18 protein-coding genes and 2 pseudogenes are annotated in these 17,724 nt (G+C 60.2%); 5 read left to right on the top strand and 15 right to left on the bottom strand.

Features of this window, described 5'->3' with window-relative positions:
* Positions 1-152 precede the first annotated feature (152 nt).
* Together X733_RS141045 and X733_RS1000000169800 are read right to left on the bottom strand one after the other, a co-directional pair.
* Positions 153-395 (bottom strand): hypothetical protein, encoded by a 243-nt coding sequence (locus X733_RS141045; RefSeq protein ID WP_023819774.1) that lies wholly within the window; start codon positions 393-395, stop codon positions 153-155.
* Positions 396-526: 131 nt separating this feature from the next.
* Complete coding sequence (locus tag X733_RS1000000169800) at positions 527-931, bottom strand: hypothetical protein (protein ID WP_155924271.1); 405 nt, start codon at positions 929-931, stop codon at positions 527-529.
* A 305-nt stretch (positions 932-1,236) separates the two neighbouring features.
* Between X733_RS1000000169800 and X733_RS141055 the strand changes: the two genes are divergently transcribed.
* Together X733_RS141055 and X733_RS1000000168610 are read left to right on the top strand one after the other, a co-directional pair.
* A complete protein-coding gene (locus tag X733_RS141055; protein ID WP_245274503.1) occupies positions 1,237-1,653 on the top strand; it encodes a hypothetical protein in 417 nt (138 codons plus the stop codon).
* A 340-nt stretch (positions 1,654-1,993) separates the two neighbouring features.
* A pseudogene (locus X733_RS1000000168610) lies at positions 1,994-2,540 on the top strand (class I tRNA ligase family protein); the annotation flags it as partial.
* Between the two features lies 1 nt (position 2,541).
* Here X733_RS1000000168610 and X733_RS0135550 read toward each other — a convergent pair.
* Positions 2,542-3,303 (bottom strand): annotated as a pseudogene (locus tag X733_RS0135550) (MFS transporter); the annotation flags it as partial.
* 271 nt (positions 3,304-3,574) lie between these two features.
* Positions 3,575-4,021 (bottom strand): hypothetical protein, encoded by a 447-nt coding sequence (locus tag X733_RS1000000169795; protein WP_155924270.1) that lies wholly within the window; start codon positions 4,019-4,021, stop codon positions 3,575-3,577.
* Between the two features lie 257 nt (positions 4,022-4,278).
* Here X733_RS1000000169795 and X733_RS141065 point away from each other — a divergent pair, with 257 nt between their 5' ends.
* Positions 4,279-4,515, top strand: a complete 237-nt coding sequence (locus X733_RS141065; RefSeq protein WP_155924269.1) for a hypothetical protein — start codon at positions 4,279-4,281, stop codon at positions 4,513-4,515.
* Between the two features lie 215 nt (positions 4,516-4,730).
* Here the strand turns inward: X733_RS141065 and X733_RS141070 are convergent, their stop codons facing one another.
* The 3 genes from X733_RS141070 to X733_RS141080 form a co-directional block, all read right to left on the bottom strand.
* The gene (locus X733_RS141070; protein WP_023819768.1) at positions 4,731-5,003 is read right to left on the bottom strand and encodes a WGR domain-containing protein; all 273 of its coding nucleotides are present in this window, start codon (positions 5,001-5,003) and stop codon (positions 4,731-4,733) included.
* 211 nt (positions 5,004-5,214) lie between these two features.
* Positions 5,215-5,556, bottom strand: a complete 342-nt coding sequence (locus X733_RS141075) for a hypothetical protein (RefSeq protein WP_023819767.1) — start codon at positions 5,554-5,556, stop codon at positions 5,215-5,217.
* Complete coding sequence (locus X733_RS141080) at positions 5,553-6,245, bottom strand: ParA family protein (RefSeq protein WP_023819766.1); 693 nt, start codon at positions 6,243-6,245, stop codon at positions 5,553-5,555. Before X733_RS141080 ends, X733_RS141075 begins: the two co-directional genes overlap by 4 nt.
* A gap of 324 nt (positions 6,246-6,569) precedes the next feature.
* On the opposite strand from X733_RS141080, the gene X733_RS0135540 reads away from it, so the two are divergent.
* Both X733_RS0135540 and X733_RS141085 read left to right on the top strand, forming a co-directional pair.
* Complete coding sequence (locus X733_RS0135540) at positions 6,570-6,980, top strand: hypothetical protein (protein ID WP_244493981.1); 411 nt, start codon at positions 6,570-6,572, stop codon at positions 6,978-6,980.
* Positions 6,977-9,244, top strand: a complete 2,268-nt coding sequence (locus tag X733_RS141085) for a relaxase/mobilization nuclease domain-containing protein (RefSeq protein WP_023819764.1) — start codon at positions 6,977-6,979, stop codon at positions 9,242-9,244. Before X733_RS0135540 ends, X733_RS141085 begins: the two co-directional genes overlap by 4 nt.
* Positions 9,245-9,377: 133 nt before the next feature.
* Here the strand turns inward: X733_RS141085 and X733_RS141090 are convergent, their stop codons facing one another.
* The 8 genes from X733_RS141090 to X733_RS141125 form a co-directional block, all read right to left on the bottom strand.
* On the bottom strand, positions 9,378-9,659 hold the full coding sequence (locus X733_RS141090) for an XRE family transcriptional regulator (protein ID WP_006205593.1): 282 nt from the start codon (positions 9,657-9,659) through the stop codon (positions 9,378-9,380).
* Positions 9,656-9,979 (bottom strand): type II toxin-antitoxin system RelE/ParE family toxin, encoded by a 324-nt coding sequence (locus tag X733_RS141095; protein WP_023819763.1) that lies wholly within the window; start codon positions 9,977-9,979, stop codon positions 9,656-9,658. Before X733_RS141095 ends, X733_RS141090 begins: the two co-directional genes overlap by 4 nt.
* 219 nt (positions 9,980-10,198) lie before the next feature.
* Positions 10,199-12,523, bottom strand: a complete 2,325-nt coding sequence (locus tag X733_RS141100; RefSeq protein ID WP_023819762.1) for a type IV secretory system conjugative DNA transfer family protein — start codon at positions 12,521-12,523, stop codon at positions 10,199-10,201.
* On the bottom strand, positions 12,501-13,547 hold the full coding sequence (gene virB11, locus X733_RS141105; RefSeq protein ID WP_023819761.1) for a P-type DNA transfer ATPase VirB11: 1,047 nt from the start codon (positions 13,545-13,547) through the stop codon (positions 12,501-12,503). The genes X733_RS141100 and virB11 overlap by 23 nt, the downstream gene beginning before the upstream one ends.
* Positions 13,513-14,847 (bottom strand): type IV secretion system protein VirB10, encoded by a 1,335-nt coding sequence (gene virB10 / locus X733_RS141110; RefSeq protein ID WP_245274502.1) that lies wholly within the window; start codon positions 14,845-14,847, stop codon positions 13,513-13,515. The genes virB11 and virB10 overlap by 35 nt, the downstream gene beginning before the upstream one ends.
* A gap of 7 nt (positions 14,848-14,854) precedes the next feature.
* Entirely contained in the window at positions 14,855-15,691 is an 837-nt protein-coding gene (gene virB9 / locus X733_RS141115) for a P-type conjugative transfer protein VirB9 (RefSeq protein WP_023819759.1), read from the bottom strand.
* Positions 15,688-16,419 carry a virB8 family protein gene (locus X733_RS141120; protein WP_023819758.1) on the bottom strand — a complete coding sequence of 244 codons (732 nt, stop codon included), beginning with the start codon at positions 16,417-16,419 and terminating at the stop codon, positions 15,688-15,690. The genes virB9 and X733_RS141120 overlap by 4 nt, the downstream gene beginning before the upstream one ends.
* A 13-nt stretch (positions 16,420-16,432) precedes the next feature.
* Positions 16,433-17,503, bottom strand: a complete 1,071-nt coding sequence (locus X733_RS141125; RefSeq protein ID WP_023819757.1) for a type IV secretion system protein — start codon at positions 17,501-17,503, stop codon at positions 16,433-16,435.
* Positions 17,504-17,724: the final 221 nt, after the last annotated feature.

Here is a 17,724-nt window from a genome sequence, read left to right as displayed (position 1 = left end):
GGTTGTCTCCAGGCAGTCTCGTGTGCCTGCGCGTCTGCCGCCCAGCGCAGCTTGAAAGGGTGCTCCCGACCGAGCGGCGTCAGACGGCTGGCCTTGTGACAGCCCCGACGCACAGCCCGGCGTACCGCGCGGCAACTTCGAGAGCATCTCATCTAACCCCCACATTTTTCCGCTATTCCGGCGATACATTCCTCGAGACGCTCCAGGCGGAATTTCGCAATGCGAAGTTCGTTCCCGGCTTCGAAACGTCGATGGCGTCCCTGAGGTGTGGTCGCAATGAGGTTGCGCTCAAGTTCGGCAATGTGCGCACGCACCTGTTGGGCATCATCCTGACGCAACGCCTTGATCCATCCACGCCCGCGCATCAGTCTTCCTGCCAGTACCCCGAAAGTCATGCCCGAGTTATGCCACCGAGACCCTAATTTGCGGCAAGCCGAAACAGTCGAAATTTAACTTCCGCTGACGCGATTATATTTTTGACAAGGCGTTCATCCGGTGGAACGGGACCAGGCTCGGTGAAGAACCTTTACCGGCCTTGCTCGATTGAACTCGTGCCCTTGGGCGCGAAGAAACACGTCCATCTGAACCTCTGGTAGGCCTCGAACTTCATATGCGGAATGATCGTTCGATAGAACGTCATCAATCGCTCACAGAGATGATAGTGATCATCGGGGGAGGCTTGGACACGCTCCCTAGGGATAAACCACTCTGGCTCTTGTGGCTCATTCAGATATGAAGGGCGAGGCAGGCTGACGTAATAGCCGTCTTTCGTCTCCCTGACATCGCGAGGGTCTATCGGATGGCAATCTTTGTTGCCGCAGCAATCATAGAGCAGGACCGGGTCTTTTTTGCCGGTATACCAGTCGTGAGCATCCGCATTGCCAGTTAAGACAAGCCACGCCAGCGCGATACGTCTTCGTGGCTGTCTCATGACATCCCCCCACATGCCGCATAGCATATATTAGCGAAGTCTAATTGTCATCCTGGAGCCGCATGCGGTCGAAGCCGCCAACGGGTTTGTCAAATATACAATCGCCGCCGCTCATGCGAGGAAAACAAAACCGTGCGGCAAGAGAGGGTGGCGACAGGATTGTCGTGGGCCTTGATGCGAGGGCATGTCGAGCAGTTCTTTCTCTCAGCCGCAGGCAAGACGATGCTTTCGCGCCGAGGCGTGCCTCATGAAAGGGCCGGAGAGTTGGGCTGGTATGTGGATAATCAGCGCTGGTGTCTTGCCGATTGCGCCAGCCGGCGCGCACTCTCGCCGCCATGGTGGCGGAGCATGTTGAATTGGCCTTGTTTGAGCAGTCGCTCGGCAATATCGAGGGCCTCAATCGACCGTTCTGTGATCGTGTGGCTGACGCTGCGGAAAAAACCGCAGGGTCGGTTCTGTTCGATGTTCGCGTCGACGGCGATGTCTGCGTACAGCGGATGGCTGCGATTGGATATGGCGTAACCGGCACTGCGGTAATCGTGATGGAGAAGAACGGACAACTTAGATGCGCATCGATCAACGAAGACACCGCGCTTTTGGTGGCGGAATTGGCTGCCTGGAATGCGTCTCCGCTGCGTGAGCAAGCGAGGGTTGACCACCGCTCAACGGCCAGCATCCTGCTAGCCAAGCTTCGGAACTCAGGTCACTTCGCCCGTTTCTAGCCGGCTCAGCGCTGCTCGTACCCGGCGGCCAGATTTCTCCTCGGCTCACACAGGACCGGATGGCTGCGGTATAAGCGCACGATGGAGCTGGCCATATCGTCCAAAGGTCTCCCGATGGCGTTGATTGTGGAGCGGCGGCTGCGTCGCTTCGATTGAGGATAGCCCGAATCTGGCTGACCTTTCAGGCAGGAGCGAGTTATGCGACCTCGCCTTTCACGCCCCGCCAGCGGCTCGTTCAAGCCACTTGGTCAACGTAGCCTAATCGCGTACCAAGAGTTCGTGCTCATCCAGTTGGCGCGCCTTGGTGCACCAAAAATGCCAGAGAAGAAAATTCCCCAAAATGCTCGACAAAACCTATGATGCCGCCACGGTCGAACCGAAGATCGCCCAAAAATGGGATGAGGCAGACGCTTTTCGCGCCGGTGCGAACGCCAGGCCGGGCGCGGAAACCTTCACCATCGTGATCCCCCCGCCGAACGTCACCGGTTCGTTGCACATGGGGCATGCGTTGAACAACACGCTGCAGGACATCATGGTGCGGTTCGAGCGCGTGCGCGGCAAGGATGTGCTCTGGCAGCCGGGCACAGGATCATGCCGGCATCGCCACGCAGATGGTGGTTGAGCGTCGGCTGGCCGAAAAGCAGCTGCCGGATCGCCATAGCATGGGCCGCGAAGCCTTCATCGAGAAGGTCTGGGAGTGGAAGGAAGAATCGGGCGGTGTGATCTTCAAGCAGCTCAAGCGTCTCGGCGCATCCTGCGACTGGTCGCGCGAGCGCTTCACCATGGACGAGGGTCTGTCGAAGGCCGTTCTGGAGGTCTTCGTCACGCTCTACAGGCAAGGCCTGATCTATCGCGACAAGCGACTGGTCAACTGGGATCCGAAGATGCCAGCAGCGCGAGTATGGCGATGCTCGCCAAGCCAAAGAGGGTTCCGCGCGCGATCGCGGCCTTGATTTCCGATGACATCGCCGTGAAGCGCAGCCCATCATAAATTGCCGTCCTCATCGACTCGCGGGGAAGAGGGGAAGAACGAACCTTCCACTTGCAGCGCCAAATAGTAGCCAAGGGTACGAAATAGGTGAGCGTTGTTACGGCGAATGCCGCCATAAGGCCAAATGAGGCAACCACAATGCCGCCGAGCGCCGGACCCACAGTCCGGACGGTGTTGAAGCCAACAGAAAGCAGGGTGACGGCAGCGGGAACATCGCGTCGATCCACGATATCGCCAACCGACGCTTGCCAGGCCGGATCATTGAGAGCACCGCCGCTTGCGATCAAGAAGCTGAAGCCGAGGATCATCCACGGACTGACAAAGCCCAGCGCCACGGACGCGGTCAGCATCGCGGACGCAATCACCATAAGGCACCGACCGGCGAACATGACCCGGCGCCGGCTGAAATTGTCGGCGAGAGCTCCGGCAAAAACGGACAGGACGAAAGCGGGCAGGTTCGATGAAGCCTGCACCAGCGCAACCATCAGATCGGAAGTCGAGATCGTTGCCATCAGCCAGCTGATGGCGACAGTCTGCATCAACCAGCCGAGGCTTGAAACCTGCGTCGCGAGCCAGATCGAACGAAAGGTCGGCTGCAGAAGTGGCCCAAAGGTCGTTGGTGCAGCCAAATCTTCGTTTGATCCAGCCACCCTACTCATTTTGCGAACCTTTGCTTTCCGTTATTGTCGTTTAGCATGTAATCTAGGCTGAACCGTGGCGGCGGGAAGAATAGATGGAACCCATTTGCCTCCGACAAATGTGTGGCCACAGTTGCTCCTGACCAGTGGTCGGGCGGCCGAGACGCAGACGTGGGCCAGCTCACTCGCCTTCGACGACATCACCTGGGTGAAGCCCGGATTCATGCTTGTCGTTTGACGCGCCATGCTTCATCAACGCGCACTTTGCGGAGCGATGCCTTTTCGCGAAACGCTACCCTGTTTTTTCGCTGAAAGCTCGCTCACCAACGGCGTTCGATGCGTTGAGTGTGGCTTGGGAGAGTGAGGACGCTTGCAGATCTTTGACAGGATCGATTCCCTGATAGACGCAGGCGATTGTCGGTCCGCGATCCAAGAGGCGCGCGCCTTGCTGCTTCAATTCGAACAAAAGTTCGATGCGCTCACATATGCGATCGACGACTTTCTGCTCGATCTCATGACACTGGCTTTCATTGTTGAATGTTATGGACGCGGCTTTGAACTTCTGGCGCGAACGCTTGCCCGTAGAAGACTGGCAAAGGTCAGGCTTTTGTCGGAAGGGGTCGATTTCGCCAGGGAGAAATGACACCCAAAGCTTGCTGGCTGAACCGGCGATCGCGCCGCGTTCCACACAGTGACGAAGGCAATCAACGACGTTCGGCCGCCAAAAAAATAGGGCCATCGGTAAACCGAGGCCCTTTAGGTGTGAAGGTCAAAACCTTCAGAGGGGAACAGCTGATACGATGGAATGGGAGGAAACCATCGCGTGCATCAGCTGTAGGCTTAATGGCTAAAAGTTGTGCAATGCGCAAACACGTTTTGTGCAATGCAGCTATGCAAGAACGGAGAGGGTCCCTCTCCACCCCCAAAATTTGCGCTTGGAATGTTTGTGCTGCTCGCAGGTGCTGATGCCTTCCTCGACACAAGCCGGAGTCGTGGTTGCTGGAGACCGGCCGTCTTTGCCGGATCGGGCAAGCCGCTTGTGGTGTGCCCGCCGCCATCCTGACCTATCCTGACAGACAAAAAGATCAAAGCCAGAACGGCGGCGACGGTGGCATAGCGGAACAGGGATCGTGCCAGAACATGGCGGGAACATTTTTGGCCCAGCGCATTAGTGAAGTTCGCATGCGCGATGTCGTCACCATGCTGGTCGAGGGCAAAGTGGCTGCCGGGTGAATTGTCGAACGTCTCAACGGTTCGCCGAGAATTTCGTCGTGCTCTGGACAATCTTCGCTGTCGACTCCACCCGACCTATCGCCTCACAAGTGCCCGCCGACATCTTGCCACGGTGTCAAGATCACTGACTTCCCACTGGCGACATCGCGCCCGCGCCCGGTACACGAAGCGACTTTGTTCCAAAACCTGGCTCCCGTCGCTCTACCGGCTACCTGTCAAGACGGGATCGCTTCTGCGCGTCGGGCGGATCGCGGCTGATAGCCGCGCATCCGCTTGGCGCGCAGCAGCTCGAGGAAAAGGGCGACGGCTTCGCCCTCGGTATCAAAGGAGTGCTGTACCGTGCGGCCGGTGGTTCCGATCCGGCCCCAACGCCGGACCAGGCAGGTCTGGCCGAACAGGGTCTCCTCGATCGACAGTGCATAGAAGCGCGCCATGTTCCGATCCGCGTCGCGGCGTTCGATACAGAGGCGATAGAGCTGCGCGATCATTGCGGACAGAATCGCGCAGCCGGACGCGCGCGTCCAATGAATGGTTTGAATCAGCGGACGCGGATCGATTCACTCTGGTGATGGATGGAACCGAACGTCAGTCGTTCGGCACCGTCTTTGATGGCCTTCCCCGAAGAGATGTAGCCAATCCTCGTTGGGCCATAGTGCGGGGGGTCGGTCGTACGAAAATCGACGCTGATAGCGCGTCCGGCTACTTCGGCTGCCCGGCAAGGAATTCCGTTATCAGGCCCTGCACCACCTCCTGCATGGTTGTTCTGTTGCGCGCGCAATGGACCTGCAGCTCGATCATCTGCGAGACCGGAATGCGTGTGTGCAGCCGGGCTGTCTCGCCGTCTGCCTTTGGCCTTTCGAGCTTCGCTTTCGCCGCTCGGGCAGACTGGGTTCTCGTCTGCTGCTCCAGCCTGTCGGTTTCGCTGATGCTGGATTCCACTATGGCAGCCATGTTGCGCGAGAACGGATCATCCGAACGGGCGCGGGGTTTCAAGGCAGGCAGCGGCAGCTGGTTTGCGGTCCGATCGCTTTTCTCGTTCATTGCGGGGTGGCTCCGTTCAGTTTGCGGATGATCTCGGCGGTCAGGGCATTTGTCTGGTCGCGAGCGTCCTCGACGGCCTTGTTCACGGGCTGGACTTCGTAAAGCGTCCCGGCGGTTGCGATTGAGGCGAAGGTCGGCCGTTGCGACAAAAAGGTCTCAAGCACGCTGGCGTCGGCCTGCCGCAGCAGCTGGATCGCCGTGCGGAAGGCCATCGTGTTGTGTTCGATCCCCGAAACCATGTTGAGCATCACCGCGTAGGGAATTTCGCGGTGGCGCCCTCCAAGTGAGCGGATGTGCCGGATCAGACCGAGGCACTGCTTGACATCGAAGACGTGCGCTTTCGTCGGAATCAGCACGAAGTCGGCGTTGGCGACGGCCGGGCCGAGTGCAGCCACGGCCGTGCCTTGGACATCGACCAGCAGCAGGTCCTCGGCGTCGGCTTGCGCCAGGCGATCGATCAGTTCGTCGGTCGAGCTGATGGGGATGACGTCGATGTTTGAAAGCGCGTACCCGGCGCGGCGACTGTTCTTGCTCCACTCCACCGCGGACAGTTGCGGATCGGTGTCGAGCACCGTCACCCGATGACCGGCGGCGGCGAACTCGCCAGCGAGCAGGATGGTGGTCATGGTCTTGCCGACCCCGCCTTTGGGAGAGGCCACTGTGATTTGCACCGCGCGTTGTTCCGGCATTGTTTTTTCCCAATGTTGCGTACCTTGGCGTCAAGGCGCATAGGCGATTTGGCGCCAAAGTGACTTTCTTGCATTATGACTATGCGCCGATGCAACAAAGTGCCGAGGCGCATAAGTGTCTGTGTGGCAATATAAATTTGTACATCGGCGCAATGTCCCAGGATGCATGATCGGCTCTGGATCAATTTGTCAGTGAATCAGTATAATGTTTCGTATTGAATTGACAAGATACGCAATTTGGGTCCAAATTGGCTGAGCAGGTCGTCGCTTCGCTTCGACCTGGACCGTCTTCGACGTGAGGCCCATCCGCCATAGCGAGGAATTTTGGACACCAGCGCCGCCCACAAGGACACCCGAAAGCGTTCTCGGATCGACATTGGGCCGGAGGCGGGCGCGCTCCTGGATGAGGCCTGCAAGGTGTTCCAGCTTGACCGAGCGGAGACGTTGCGGCGCATTATCCGGGCCAGCCTGGATGTTGGTCCCGCTCTGTCAGCTGAGAATTCACGCACGGTCGCGGCGTTGGCCTCACAAGTCCGGATGGTCGGCCGAAACCTCAGCCAGCTTCTCCATGCCATTCATTCCGGCCACGCTGCCCCCATGGAGGCGGCGTTGCCGATATGGGAAGCGCTGGATGAGAGGGTGAAAGCTGTCGACGCCGAGTTGACGGCGATGACGATCGCCCATGGCCTGAAACTTCGGAAGGCGGCGCATCTGCTGGATGGTGAGGGCGCGTGAACCTCGACCAGTCTTCCATACAGGCCATAGCCGATCGGATTCGCGCGAGCGCGGCTTTTGAAGAAGAGAACCGCAAGCGCCGGCGTCGGGCCCTGTTGTCCTTTGCTGGAAATGACGATGATGGGTTGTTCAAGACGGTTCGCGGCCGGAAGGGGGAGGGCGGTCTCGGGGCAAGCCAGCCACCGGAACCCGCCGTGCCGCGCTCGTCTCCCGGGGAGCTGGAGCCGCCGCGCGGTAAAGCCGGGCGCCTAAACCTCGCCCTGCCAGCGAAGCGACGGAAACTCGCCGGACCTCGGCCGAGGGCCGCTGCCGACAGGCTGGCGGCCGGGTATCAGCCGGCCGTTCTGAAGGTGATTTCCTACGGGCATGGCGTCACAAGGGCAGCCGCCATCGGTCAATATATCCAGAAGGAGGGCGTCGCGCTCGAGACGCATGACGCGCGTATCCTCGCAACGCAGGAAGCTGTTGCCGAGGAAATGAAACAGTGGGGCAAGGGTTTCGACAAGCGGCGGGAGAGCGAGGATGTGGCGACGTTTCGGCTTTCGCTGGGAGGGCAGGAGAATGCCGAGCGCCTTTCACAGGCAGTTCAGGCAGGTTTCGCCGGCCACGGTTTCGCCTATCGTATCGACACACTGCAGGACGGATCGAGCATCGCGCGCGTCGTCGCGACCATGGCCGGACACAGCGTCGTGCGGGGTGAGAACGAGGACGACAAGGTGAAGCATCGGTTTCACTTTTCGGATCGACGCCAGCAGGATCGCCAGTTCTCGGCACCGACCCGGGCCATGATCGCCTCGCGGATCTCCGAGGCGCTTGGGGTCAAGGAGGATACCGTTTCGGTGAAGCCAATTGGGGAGCCCAGCCACGGCAAAGCCGGTGTCGTGTTCCAGCTCGCGCGCCTTAGCCATGACGGAGCGGCGATCGGCGCCGACGGCGCCGCGATCGCGTCTGAGGAAGCGGTTCGGCAGACCGCGCAGTCCTGGGACAAGACCCTGAATTCCTACAAGCCTCGCGACACCATGCACATGATCCTGTCGGCCAAGGCGGGCGAGGACAGGCAAGCTCTGGTGAGGGCCGCGCGTGGGTTCCTGCATGAGCTGTTCCCCAATCACAAATTCGCCTTCGGCATGCATGCCGATATGGCGGAGGAGGGCGGTCATATTCATGTCCACGCCATTGTTGCGGTGAAGGGTGAGGACGGTGAGCGCTTGCGACCAGGTCCGGCCCAGCTTCGCGAATGGCGCGCGCTCTATGCCCAGCACGCACAAGCGCAGGGCATGAAAATCGTCGCGACCTCCGCGGCCTATCGAGCGTCATCACAAAGCTATGGCCCGCGCGACAAGGCGATTGTGGCCACGGCCGAAAAGCCGCGGCCGGGCAGGGAGGCGCGTGATCGCGCCTATGCCCGTGCAAACCCGCACGTCATCGAGAAGGCCCGCCAGCGGATCAACCACGCAAAGGCAAACCCGATAAAGATTCCGATTTCGGCGCGCCAGCTGCAGGCCACCCAGGCAAGCCTTCGGGACTGGCACTCGGTCGCTGTTTCCGAGCCGAATAACGCGATAGCGAGTCAATTCATTGATCGGATGACGCAAGCCTTCCGATCCGGTACTGTTGTGGTCGCTATTCGAGATGGAAAGGGTGTTCAAATGAGTTCAGATGCCACCGCGGACCAGATGCGGGAAAACCTAAAACAGATCAACGAGACCGTTGACAAGACAGCGGCCATGATGAACGGCCAGACGAAAGCGGAGTTCTTACGGCGCGCAGCGCCCACCATGGAACTGCTGGCGATCCGGACGGATCTCAAATCCCTGCAGGAAGGCGGCGTCACGCATGTCAGCGAAGACCAGGCCCATCGGATTGCCGGCGCGCGCGCCGAAGCTTTGATCCATCGCGCCCAGGAAATCGAGGCCGCTGAGCGGCTTGAGGCCGATCGCGCTCGCGAGATCCGTAATCGCGCCATCGAGCAGGAGATCCGCGACGAACGAGCCGGATCGGCTGATCCGACCTCGCTTGAGCAGGTTGCGCAAGACCGCGAAATGGTGCGCAACGCCGAAAGCATCGCCGCGAAGGAAGCGCGCGAGGCACAAGCCGCAAGCGAAGCCGCGCGATCATTGGCACAGAATCCTAACGAGCGGCTTAATCCCGAGATCGTCAAAGGCGAACGGCTCGAAGAACTGCAGCGCCTGCAGTCGAGGAGCATCAACACCGCTCCGGTCGAAGGCGAAGAGCCGGATTCACAGAAGCCGCAAAAGCAGTAGTTGCCTCGTCATGCACCACTGCGTGGGCTCGTTGTTCCCCAAGCCGGGCTCTGGCAGCGGCTCCGTTCGGCACACGCTCGCCTCCAAACGCAAGATGTACTCCGAGGAAAGACGAGGATTTGACACCTCGTGATTATGCAACCTCCTTCACCCGGATTTCTATATCCAGGTGAGCGGAGGCGGCGATGTTGACGAGCGCGTCAAGCGAGAACTTGGCGAGCTTACCGCGCAGCAGATCATTGATACGAGGGCGCGTCAGGCCGAGCCGCTTGGCGGCTTCCTCCTGGGGAATGCCCCAACGCTGGACTGCCTTACGGATTTCGTAGAGCAGCGCCGAGCGCGCTTTAAGGTTTGCTGCCTCCTGTTCGGTGTCCGCCAGGGCATCCCAGACGTTCTCATAGATTTCTACGTTCATCGTTCTGCCTTCCATCGTTTTAGCCGTTGAGCCGCCAGATCGAGGTCTTTCTTGGATGTGGCCTGTGCCTTCTTCTGGAACGCATGAAGCACCAAAACGCGGTCCTCCAGGGTCGCCAGATAGATGACGCGGAACGCTCCCGATGCCTCCCGAACCCTGATTTCCCTGACGCCGGCCCCCACGATCTGCATAGGTTTCCAGTCGTCGGGATCGTCGCCGCGCTGGACAAGTTCGAGCTGCCAGCCGGCCTCTATCCGCGCATCGTCAGGAAACGCTCGAACATCCGCCCTACTGCTTCCAAGCCATTCAATCACCTTCATCGGGGTGCACTGTATCGGTTTTGATACATGTTGGGTAGAGTGAAAATCAATCGCGTTTTACGGACCAGCAATCAGCTCACGTCCCCACCAAGAACCGGGAGGCGCAACGAAACGGTTCGATGCGCCCGCCATCGGATTAGGGACGCTTCGTCTTGTTCACACTCGACATAGGCACCGAAGGCACAAATCGCTCATTTGTATTCAACTGAATTTCACGTCCTAGCGATCGCCGTGACGTCTAATTTCATCCTGCAGCGCCTCAAGAGCGGCTGACGGTAGCCCGTCGACATCCCCGGTATCCACTGACGGTGACAGGGAACGAGCGCCGGCCTCCACTTCCTGATCGAGCGATGCGAGCAGCGCGGCGATCGACGTGGACTTGTTTCCCGGCCGGACTTGGAATTGCAAGACACTCGCCTTGCCTTCAGACGCACTCGGGTCGGACGTCTTTGATGCTGCCGGCGCCGATCGCCGGCCAAGGGTGGGAAGCGGCCGCGGCGCATCATCAGCCGTCTGATCGGCCCGCTTCGGCTTCAACTCCGGAACTTCAGCGGCGACCTCGCTCTTTGCTTCAGCCTCACCGCCCGTTGAAAGGCCTGAGCTTGGCAGCACCTGTGGTGCGTCCGCGCTGTCGCTCTTTACTTTCGGCTTTAACGCGACGGGATCAGCCCTTTCAGCCGCCGCACCAGTCGCACGCGGCACCGCATCGGCATAGGCTGTATCGCCCGAAGCCGACGCTTCGACGGTATCGGGTTCCCCCAACTCGAAAGGGGCCGCCGGCGCGTTGTTAGCCGCCGCTTCGACCTCCGCCATGGAGCGCAGCGGAAGATCCTGCCATCGTGAGAGAGGCGGAACCTTCAAGCGCCGGTGGCGAAATTCCTGATAGGTCGCCTTATAGGGAGCGTCCTTATAATAGGTGATCTTGCGCACCATGAAACCAGGGGGGCTCGAGCCCAGAACCACGGCCTGCTTCGCCGGCAGTTGCCGAAGCTCCGCCGCCGTTCGGAACGGCCTTTCCTGATAACTTAAACTCTTGTCTCGGCCACCAAATATACCTTGACCAGCCCTGATGATCGGTGTGGGCACCTCGATCGTGGTCGGCCCCAGCATTACAGAGACATGTTCGGAGGTCTCCACGTCGTTCATGCGGATGAAAAGCTTCACCTGACACGCGGTCACCGTGGTGTGCCGCGTCGCTTTTCCATAGACTTCGTCAAGCTGGGCTAGATCCTGCAGGATCAGGACCATGCGAAAGCCATAGCCCGCGTTGATCGCCAGCTTGGAAACGATAGACTCCATTTTGCCGAGCTGGCGAAACTCGTCGATCATCACCAGGACCTGATAGGGCTCGTCCGGGCCTGGCGAGGAAGCCATCAGCACATCATGGATTTGCTGAACCAGGAGTTTGATGATGGGCCGGAACACGTCGAGCTGCGCCACCGAGCAGCCGATGAAGAGAGCCGTCGGGTCCTTGCGAAACTTCGAGATATCGAAATCGGTCGACGCCGTAGCGGCTGCAACGAGATCATTGGTCCAGGGGTTGAGAGCCGCCGTCAGGTTGAAGTAGGCTGAGTTTCGCGTTTCCTTTTCCAGCGCAATGAACTGGTTGAGCCCGTGCACGACCCACGAAGGCAGATATTTTTCCTCGTCATTGCGGATATTCGTCAGCACCCTGAGAAAATCCACGCCGGTCGAAAGAAGCATCGCGACGGCGCGCAAATGACGCTGCCCCTCATAGCGTGGTGACGTCAGCACATAGCCGATCATGGCCGAAAGCAGCTGCCGGCCGGCGCGCGCCCAGATCTCGGAACTTCCTGTCGCGTCGGGGATGATGAAGGAGGAGACCACCGCGCAGTCCGTCGGCATGCGCGCATCGCGCCGGATGAAATCCAGCGGATTATAGCGATGCGAATCCTGCTCGCCGGGCGAAAAGAAAAAGACCTTATCGCCGAGAGCCTGCCGATGCGCACCGAACGCCTCGAAGTTCTCCCGCTTCGGATCGAACCACACCGAGGATCCTCGCCACATGTAACCGTTCGGAATGACAAAGCTGACGCCCTTGCCGGATCGGGTCGGCCCGACCACCAGGACGTGCGCGGGCTCGTCCGAGCGGATCGTCGCCCCACCCATGTTGCCGAGGATCAAGCCTTGCTTTGCCAGCAGGTTTTTCCTTTCGGCGTCCATGATCGTGCCGAACCGCGCATTGCCGTAGTGCTTTGGCTTGCGGTTCAGGCTTGCAAAGACCAGGCCGACGCCGATCGCCACGACAACCGCGACCGCGATCACGCCCCGGATGATCGTCTCGCCCTGCGTGGGATGATAGGTTAGGCGCTGGCTGAAATGCTGCCAGGCAACGAACAGGCCGCTTAGGCTGCGTTGCGCGTTCTGGTATTTTAGAAGCCCCCAGCGCGAGGCGCCTTCAGAGGGCAGCGCGGGAGTCCACCGCCATGTCGCCACCAGCTCGTAGGCCAGGCTCCAAAGGGCAAAGAAGACGGCGAGGCCGATGAGGCCGAGGAGAAGCCTATAAGCGAATACGCGAGACATTCTGGGGAACCTTTCTGGCGGCTCTCCATTCGGTCATGCGGTTGAACCATATCGCCGAAGTTCCGCGCCAGCCGCCCCGGCGCGTTTGTTGGATCACAATCGGCAGGACCGACCGCACGTAATCGATGATCTCTGCCTTGCTCAGCCCAAGCCCAGCCTGCATGACCATCAATGCTAGCTGCTCAAACGCACCGGTCGGGCTGTCCGCATGGATCGTCGTGATCGATCCGGGATGACCTGTGTTGACGGCGCGCAAGAACGAATAGGCTTCCGCTCCCCGGATCTCGCCCAGGAAGATTCGATCCGGCCGCAACCGCATGGCGGCTTGCAGCAGCGTTTCAACGGTCACGTGCGCCAGGCCCTGGTCGCCCTTTGATGCGACGAGGGGCAGATAGTTGGGCTGGTGTGGTTTAACCTCTCGCGTATCCTCAATGGTGAGGATCCGCTCATCCGAAGGCACCTCGTGCAAAATCGCGTTCAGAAACGTCGTTTTGCCCGACGATGTGCCTCCTGAAAGCAAGATCGAATACCGTTCCCGCACGGCCAGGCGGAGGAAATCCTCGATCTTGCCGGCGTCGAGATATTCGCAAAGGGCGCTGTCGGTCTCGCTCAATTCGCCGGGATCCTGGACGGAGATCGTATCGAACGACCCCCGCTTCCGGTAATCATCAAGGCGCATATCCTTCACGACCTGCTTGCGGATCGCGAAGGCGCCTCCTGTCGGCGTCGCCGGCGCAAGCACGCCCTGGAAGCGTTCGCCGCCGGGGAGGGCGGCCGAAAGCAAGGGATTTTCCTCGCTGATCGATTGCGAGGATGATGCCGCTATACGTTCCATGAGGTAAGTGATCGCGGCGCGGTCGAGCTCGGGGACGTCGAAGGGCTCCATATGTGTCGAGCCAACAATTTCGACCCACACAAGCCCAGGCCCGTTTGCACAGATTTCGACCACGCGATCGTCGTCGAGCCAGCGCCGCACCGGCTCCAGCGCCTTATTTAGAAAGACGGTTCTTTGCTGCCCGCTCACGTCGTATCTCCCTCAACGCCTCGCGTACCGGGTCCGGATAGAACTCCGAAAAATCGAGGTCCCGGCGGACGAACACCATGATGCGCGACCCCTGATCGACATGGATCGTGGGCGCGATATTGATCGAATTTCGAAGCGCCTCTTCGGCAATGCGGTTGAGGCTTTGCGAGACCTGTTGCGCGCCGATCTGGCGGGCGCTCTGCAGGTATTGGTTGGGCTGCGTCTGGATTGTCACCGTCTGTCCGGTCTGCGGGTCCGTGTAGGCCTGGTTGGTGTTCGACCCATTCGGGTCGTTGCCAAGGTTGGCGATGAATTGCGTCGCACCGCCCACGACACTTAGAAGGATCGCCGAGCCGAACCGCTCGAAATAATGGTTGTCGACCTCGCCCGGCATGCCGCTGCGACCGAGCTCGTCGGTGCCCGTCGAGCCGAGCTGCACCGACATGCCGTCCGATCGAAGCAGGCGTGTCCACACTATGAACACCCGCGTTTGGCCGGTTGCGAGGCCACTGCGATATTCACCGATAAGGCGGGAGCCAGCGGGGATCAAAACCCTGCGACCGTCGAACGACCACACATCCTCCGACACGACGGCCCGAACCATACCGGCAAGATCGCTCTGGATCGCGGTCTCGAGTACGCCCTTGATCATCGTCCCTTGGGCGACCAGAGCGTCCGTGCGCGGGTTCATCGTGGCTTTCGATGTATCCGCTCCGCTCTGGCTCGCCCTTGCCAAAAAACGCCGATTGGGGTCCTCCTCGCCCTCGCCCGCGTTTACGGCCGCCGCTGCATCCGCTCCATTGCCGCCGAGCGCTGATGCACTGCCAGGCGCATCGCCGCTATCGACGACGAGCTGCTTGGCGCGCAAGCGCTCCCATTTGCGGCGCTCCTCTTCTTCTTGCCTGCGCCGTTCTTCCTCAGCCAGACGACGGGCCTCGGAATCATCCTGCACCTGTGGTGGAGCTGCAGGCGGTTGCAAGGCTGGTGGAGGGGGAGGCGGAACCTCGACCGTCGACGGCGGCTGTGCCGGCGCTGCCGGCGGCTCCTCGGGAGCCGTCGGGATTTTCAGCGTGCCGTTATCAAGCTGGGGACGCGGCGTATCGAGCCCAGGTGCGGGAAACTGTGTGGTGTGAAACTCCTCGCCATCCGACGCCGTCAACAGCGGCTTGTCTGGCGCACGCGTCGCCGCATAGATCATCCAGCCGGCGAAGACCACCGCACCCAGCGGCACCACGATCTTGAAGAATGTGCTCGCCCCGAATTTTGGCGGGGCGACCACTGTTCCTTCCTCGGCGAGCATTCTGTACTCATTGGGAGATGGCATCAGGCCCCCTCACTTTCCGAACAGTCCCACCGCCGACACGCTGCGGCTCGTAAGGTTCGAGCCCGGTCGGTTCGTTCACATTGTTCAGTCTCAGATTGAAGACGCATGTTGCTTCGTTGCCGTTGCGCAGCGTCCATTGGTAATTGACCTTGTCGACGACGATGTACGCGCCCTCGCGGCGATAATTCAGAAGCGTCTCATTGCGCTCGCTATCGACGACATAGATCGCCGGCACTTCCCTTGCCGGATCGAAGCGGAACCAGGTCTTCACGCCGTCGTCGTAGATCACGAGCGGCTTATTTGCCGACGACCCCTTATAGGCATAGGACGAGTTGGCGTTTTCGGCCTTGAAACCCTGCCGGTTCGGCTGTGCCGCCCGGGCCTGGGCCTCGTCCATCAGCGCCGCGTCCGACGCCTCTTCGGGATAGCGGAACTTGATCGCATAGACTTGTTGCGCAACCGGCCGAAACTCGCCGTTGAGGAAGAACACATAGCTGCGCTTGTTGGTCAGGACATTGAGATTCCCGCCCGCATTCTTCTCGATCGGCTTCACAAAGAGCACATTGCCCTTCTTGTTGGGCTCGATGCTCCAGGCCGGGACGTCGCCAGCGCCGAGGGTTTCGATTTTCTCGTCATCGCCGAATTCGATCATGGTCGAGGCGCCATAGCTGGCCGGTACCGACACCACATCGTCCTTCTGATACCAGACGAAGCGAATGCGACTGTCACGAGATCCCGCCCGAGGGGTCTGTTCGGCAAGGGCCGGCTGAACCGCGCAAACGCCGAGCCCGATTGTCATCAGGATGGCGGTGACCTTCATTGCGGTGTCTCCGCGGTGGGTGCCGGCGCCGTCTCCTGATCGCGCCGATATTCGAGCACCTGGAAGCCGAGCGGATTTTGAAAGCGGATCTCGTTTTTGGCCGGCACGCCGGTGTAGCGGAACCGGATCAACGACACCCAATGCCGCTGCACGGTGTTCGCCTGGCTCTTTTCCTCCGTCATGAACCGAACCAGGGCGGTCCTCTGGTTAGGAAACGTCACGGACTTCACGGTCACCGCCACGACGGTGTTTCGCCCGTAGAGCACCACGGGGTTCGCCACCGTATTCGCCGGGCTAAAAAGCTCGACGAGCTCCCTCGAGGCATCACCGGCGCTCAGCAATTGCGCGAGATCGAAGTTGTCCTTCAGCGCCTTCGGATCGTAGGTCTCGCGAGCCTTCACATAACGGACGATATCGAACATCCCCATCGACTCGTCCTGCTGCAAAGGCCCGTCGGCCAGCGGCCTCTTGACCTCGACAAACCCGGTGGATTTGTCGACCACCACCATGTAGGGCTCATAAGTCTTGAGCGGCAGCGCAAGGATCAGCGCGCCCACCGCTGCAACGGCAATGACCGAGGCGACGCTTGCCACACACCACGCCAGAGATCGCGACCAGCGATTGCGCCGCGCGATATCTTTTTCCCAGATTGCCGCATCCACGTAGTACGGCAAGGGAGACTCGGTTTCCTTCGCCGGTCGCCCAGCGCTTTCCTTCACATCGCTCATTGGTGCCCCAAACCTATGCGGGATCCGTCAGCTTTCGGGAAAGCCGTGCATATTCCGCCGAACCCTCATACCTTCTCTGTGCGAGGCTCACGCGCGCCCGCTCGCGACCCACTAGGCGTTCCTGCCGCGTGCTCCAGCCTAAGCGTCCCATCAGCCTGCGCTGACCGGCTTGGCCCATCGCTGCGAAGGCGCCGCCGTAGAAGCGCCCAAACGAAGGCGTTCCAATACCAATTCCGCCCGCGAGCGAGGCGGCAACGTTGGTGATTTGCGATAGCAGCAGCACGCCGACGAGGCAGATCAGGATCAGCGGCGCGGCTTCGGTCAAGGTCGTTGTCGCAGCACCATTCGACCGGTTGACCGCGTCGAAATAGGTCTGGGTGATCGAGATGAAGAAGGCACAGAAGGCGTAGACCAGAATCTGCACGCACATGTACTGCACGATCGCGGTTATCCAGCCGGCAAAGAACCGGGTCGTGTAGCCGAACAGCATAAGAATGATGAACACTGGGGCGAGCGCCAGCAAAAGCCAAAGAAAGATCTTCGACAGGATGATGAGGAAGATCGCATAGCCGATGAGCAGCGCGCCGACGACAAGGATGATCGCCGCCAGTACGTAGCCGCCGAAGTTCAACACGCCAAGGCTCTTGATAAAGGCGGAGGTGGAATTGGCGAGCGAATCCCAGATGTTTTGCAGGGCCGTTTGCACGGAGTTGACGGAGTTCAGCCCGGCCGATGTCCCGGTCACATTGGCCGAAACGCTCGTCAGAAGGCTGTTCCCGATCGCGGAAGGTGTCTCATTCGCGAACGAATAGGCATATGTTTGAAAGTCCCCCCAGCTCGTCGCCAGAGCGTAGATGACGAAGGCGCGGAACAGGCGCCAGACCATCTCTTTTCCCGATCCGGTCGAGGTTCCCTGCCAGATGCCGATGGCCCAGAATATCACGTACAGCGTCAGCATCAGGCCGGCGACACCCACCTGTCCCCCGCCGGTCAGGGCCGACGCGAGGTTCTGGTAGGCTTGCGATACATAGTTATTGCCGAACTTGTCGACCTGCTGCAGAAGCGTAGTGATATTGAAGTTCATTTTTTCGCCGTCCCACCTGGAAACAAAGATGGATCGCTATTGAGTGCCTTCATCGGACCGCACTCGAATGGCTTCTTCGCTCCTGTTCTTGGTTCAGGCGCCGCGAACGCCATCGGCTGCATTGGTCCCTCGTCGCGCGAGCATGGTGCCTTGAGCGGCTTGTGGCCGCACCCGGAGGTGGCGACAGCGCCAATGATGGCGGCCGCTGATAGAAGAAAGCG

Source organism: Mesorhizobium sp. L2C066B000 (assembly GCF_000502335.1).
In the GTDB taxonomy this organism is placed as follows: Bacteria; Pseudomonadota; Alphaproteobacteria; order Rhizobiales; family Rhizobiaceae; genus Mesorhizobium.
This window is presented reverse-complemented; position numbering and strand designations above follow the sequence as displayed.

Bases quoted from the DNA above. Each gene is read 5' to 3' on its own strand.
- X733_RS141070 (WP_023819768.1), bottom strand. From the start codon at position 5,003: ATGATCGCGCAGCTCTATCGCCTCTGTATCGAACGCCGCGACGCGGAT.
- X733_RS141090 (WP_006205593.1), bottom strand. From the start codon at position 9,659: ATGAACGTAGAAATCTATGAGAACGTCTGGGATGCCCTGGCGGACACC.
- X733_RS141080 (WP_023819766.1), bottom strand. From the start codon at position 6,245: ATGCCGGAACAACGCGCGGTGCAAATCACAGTGGCCTCTCCCAAAGGC.
- X733_RS1000000169800 (WP_155924271.1), bottom strand. From the start codon at position 931: ATGAGACAGCCACGAAGACGTATCGCGCTGGCGTGGCTTGTCTTAACT.
- X733_RS141095 (WP_023819763.1), bottom strand. From the start codon at position 9,979: ATGAAGGTGATTGAATGGCTTGGAAGCAGTAGGGCGGATGTTCGAGCG.
- X733_RS141120 (WP_023819758.1), bottom strand. From the start codon at position 16,419: ATGAGCGATGTGAAGGAAAGCGCTGGGCGACCGGCGAAGGAAACCGAG.
- virB10 (WP_245274502.1), bottom strand. From the start codon at position 14,847: ATGCTCGCCGAGGAAGGAACAGTGGTCGCCCCGCCAAAATTCGGGGCG.
- virB9 (WP_023819759.1), bottom strand. From the start codon at position 15,691: ATGAAGGTCACCGCCATCCTGATGACAATCGGGCTCGGCGTTTGCGCG.
- X733_RS141075 (WP_023819767.1), bottom strand. From the start codon at position 5,556: ATGAACGAGAAAAGCGATCGGACCGCAAACCAGCTGCCGCTGCCTGCC.
- X733_RS141045 (WP_023819774.1), bottom strand. From the start codon at position 395: ATGACTTTCGGGGTACTGGCAGGAAGACTGATGCGCGGGCGTGGATGG.
- X733_RS141125 (WP_023819757.1), bottom strand. From the start codon at position 17,503: ATGAACTTCAATATCACTACGCTTCTGCAGCAGGTCGACAAGTTCGGC.
- X733_RS1000000169795 (WP_155924270.1), bottom strand. From the start codon at position 4,021: ATGGCCCTATTTTTTTGGCGGCCGAACGTCGTTGATTGCCTTCGTCAC.
- X733_RS141100 (WP_023819762.1), bottom strand. From the start codon at position 12,523: ATGTCTCGCGTATTCGCTTATAGGCTTCTCCTCGGCCTCATCGGCCTC.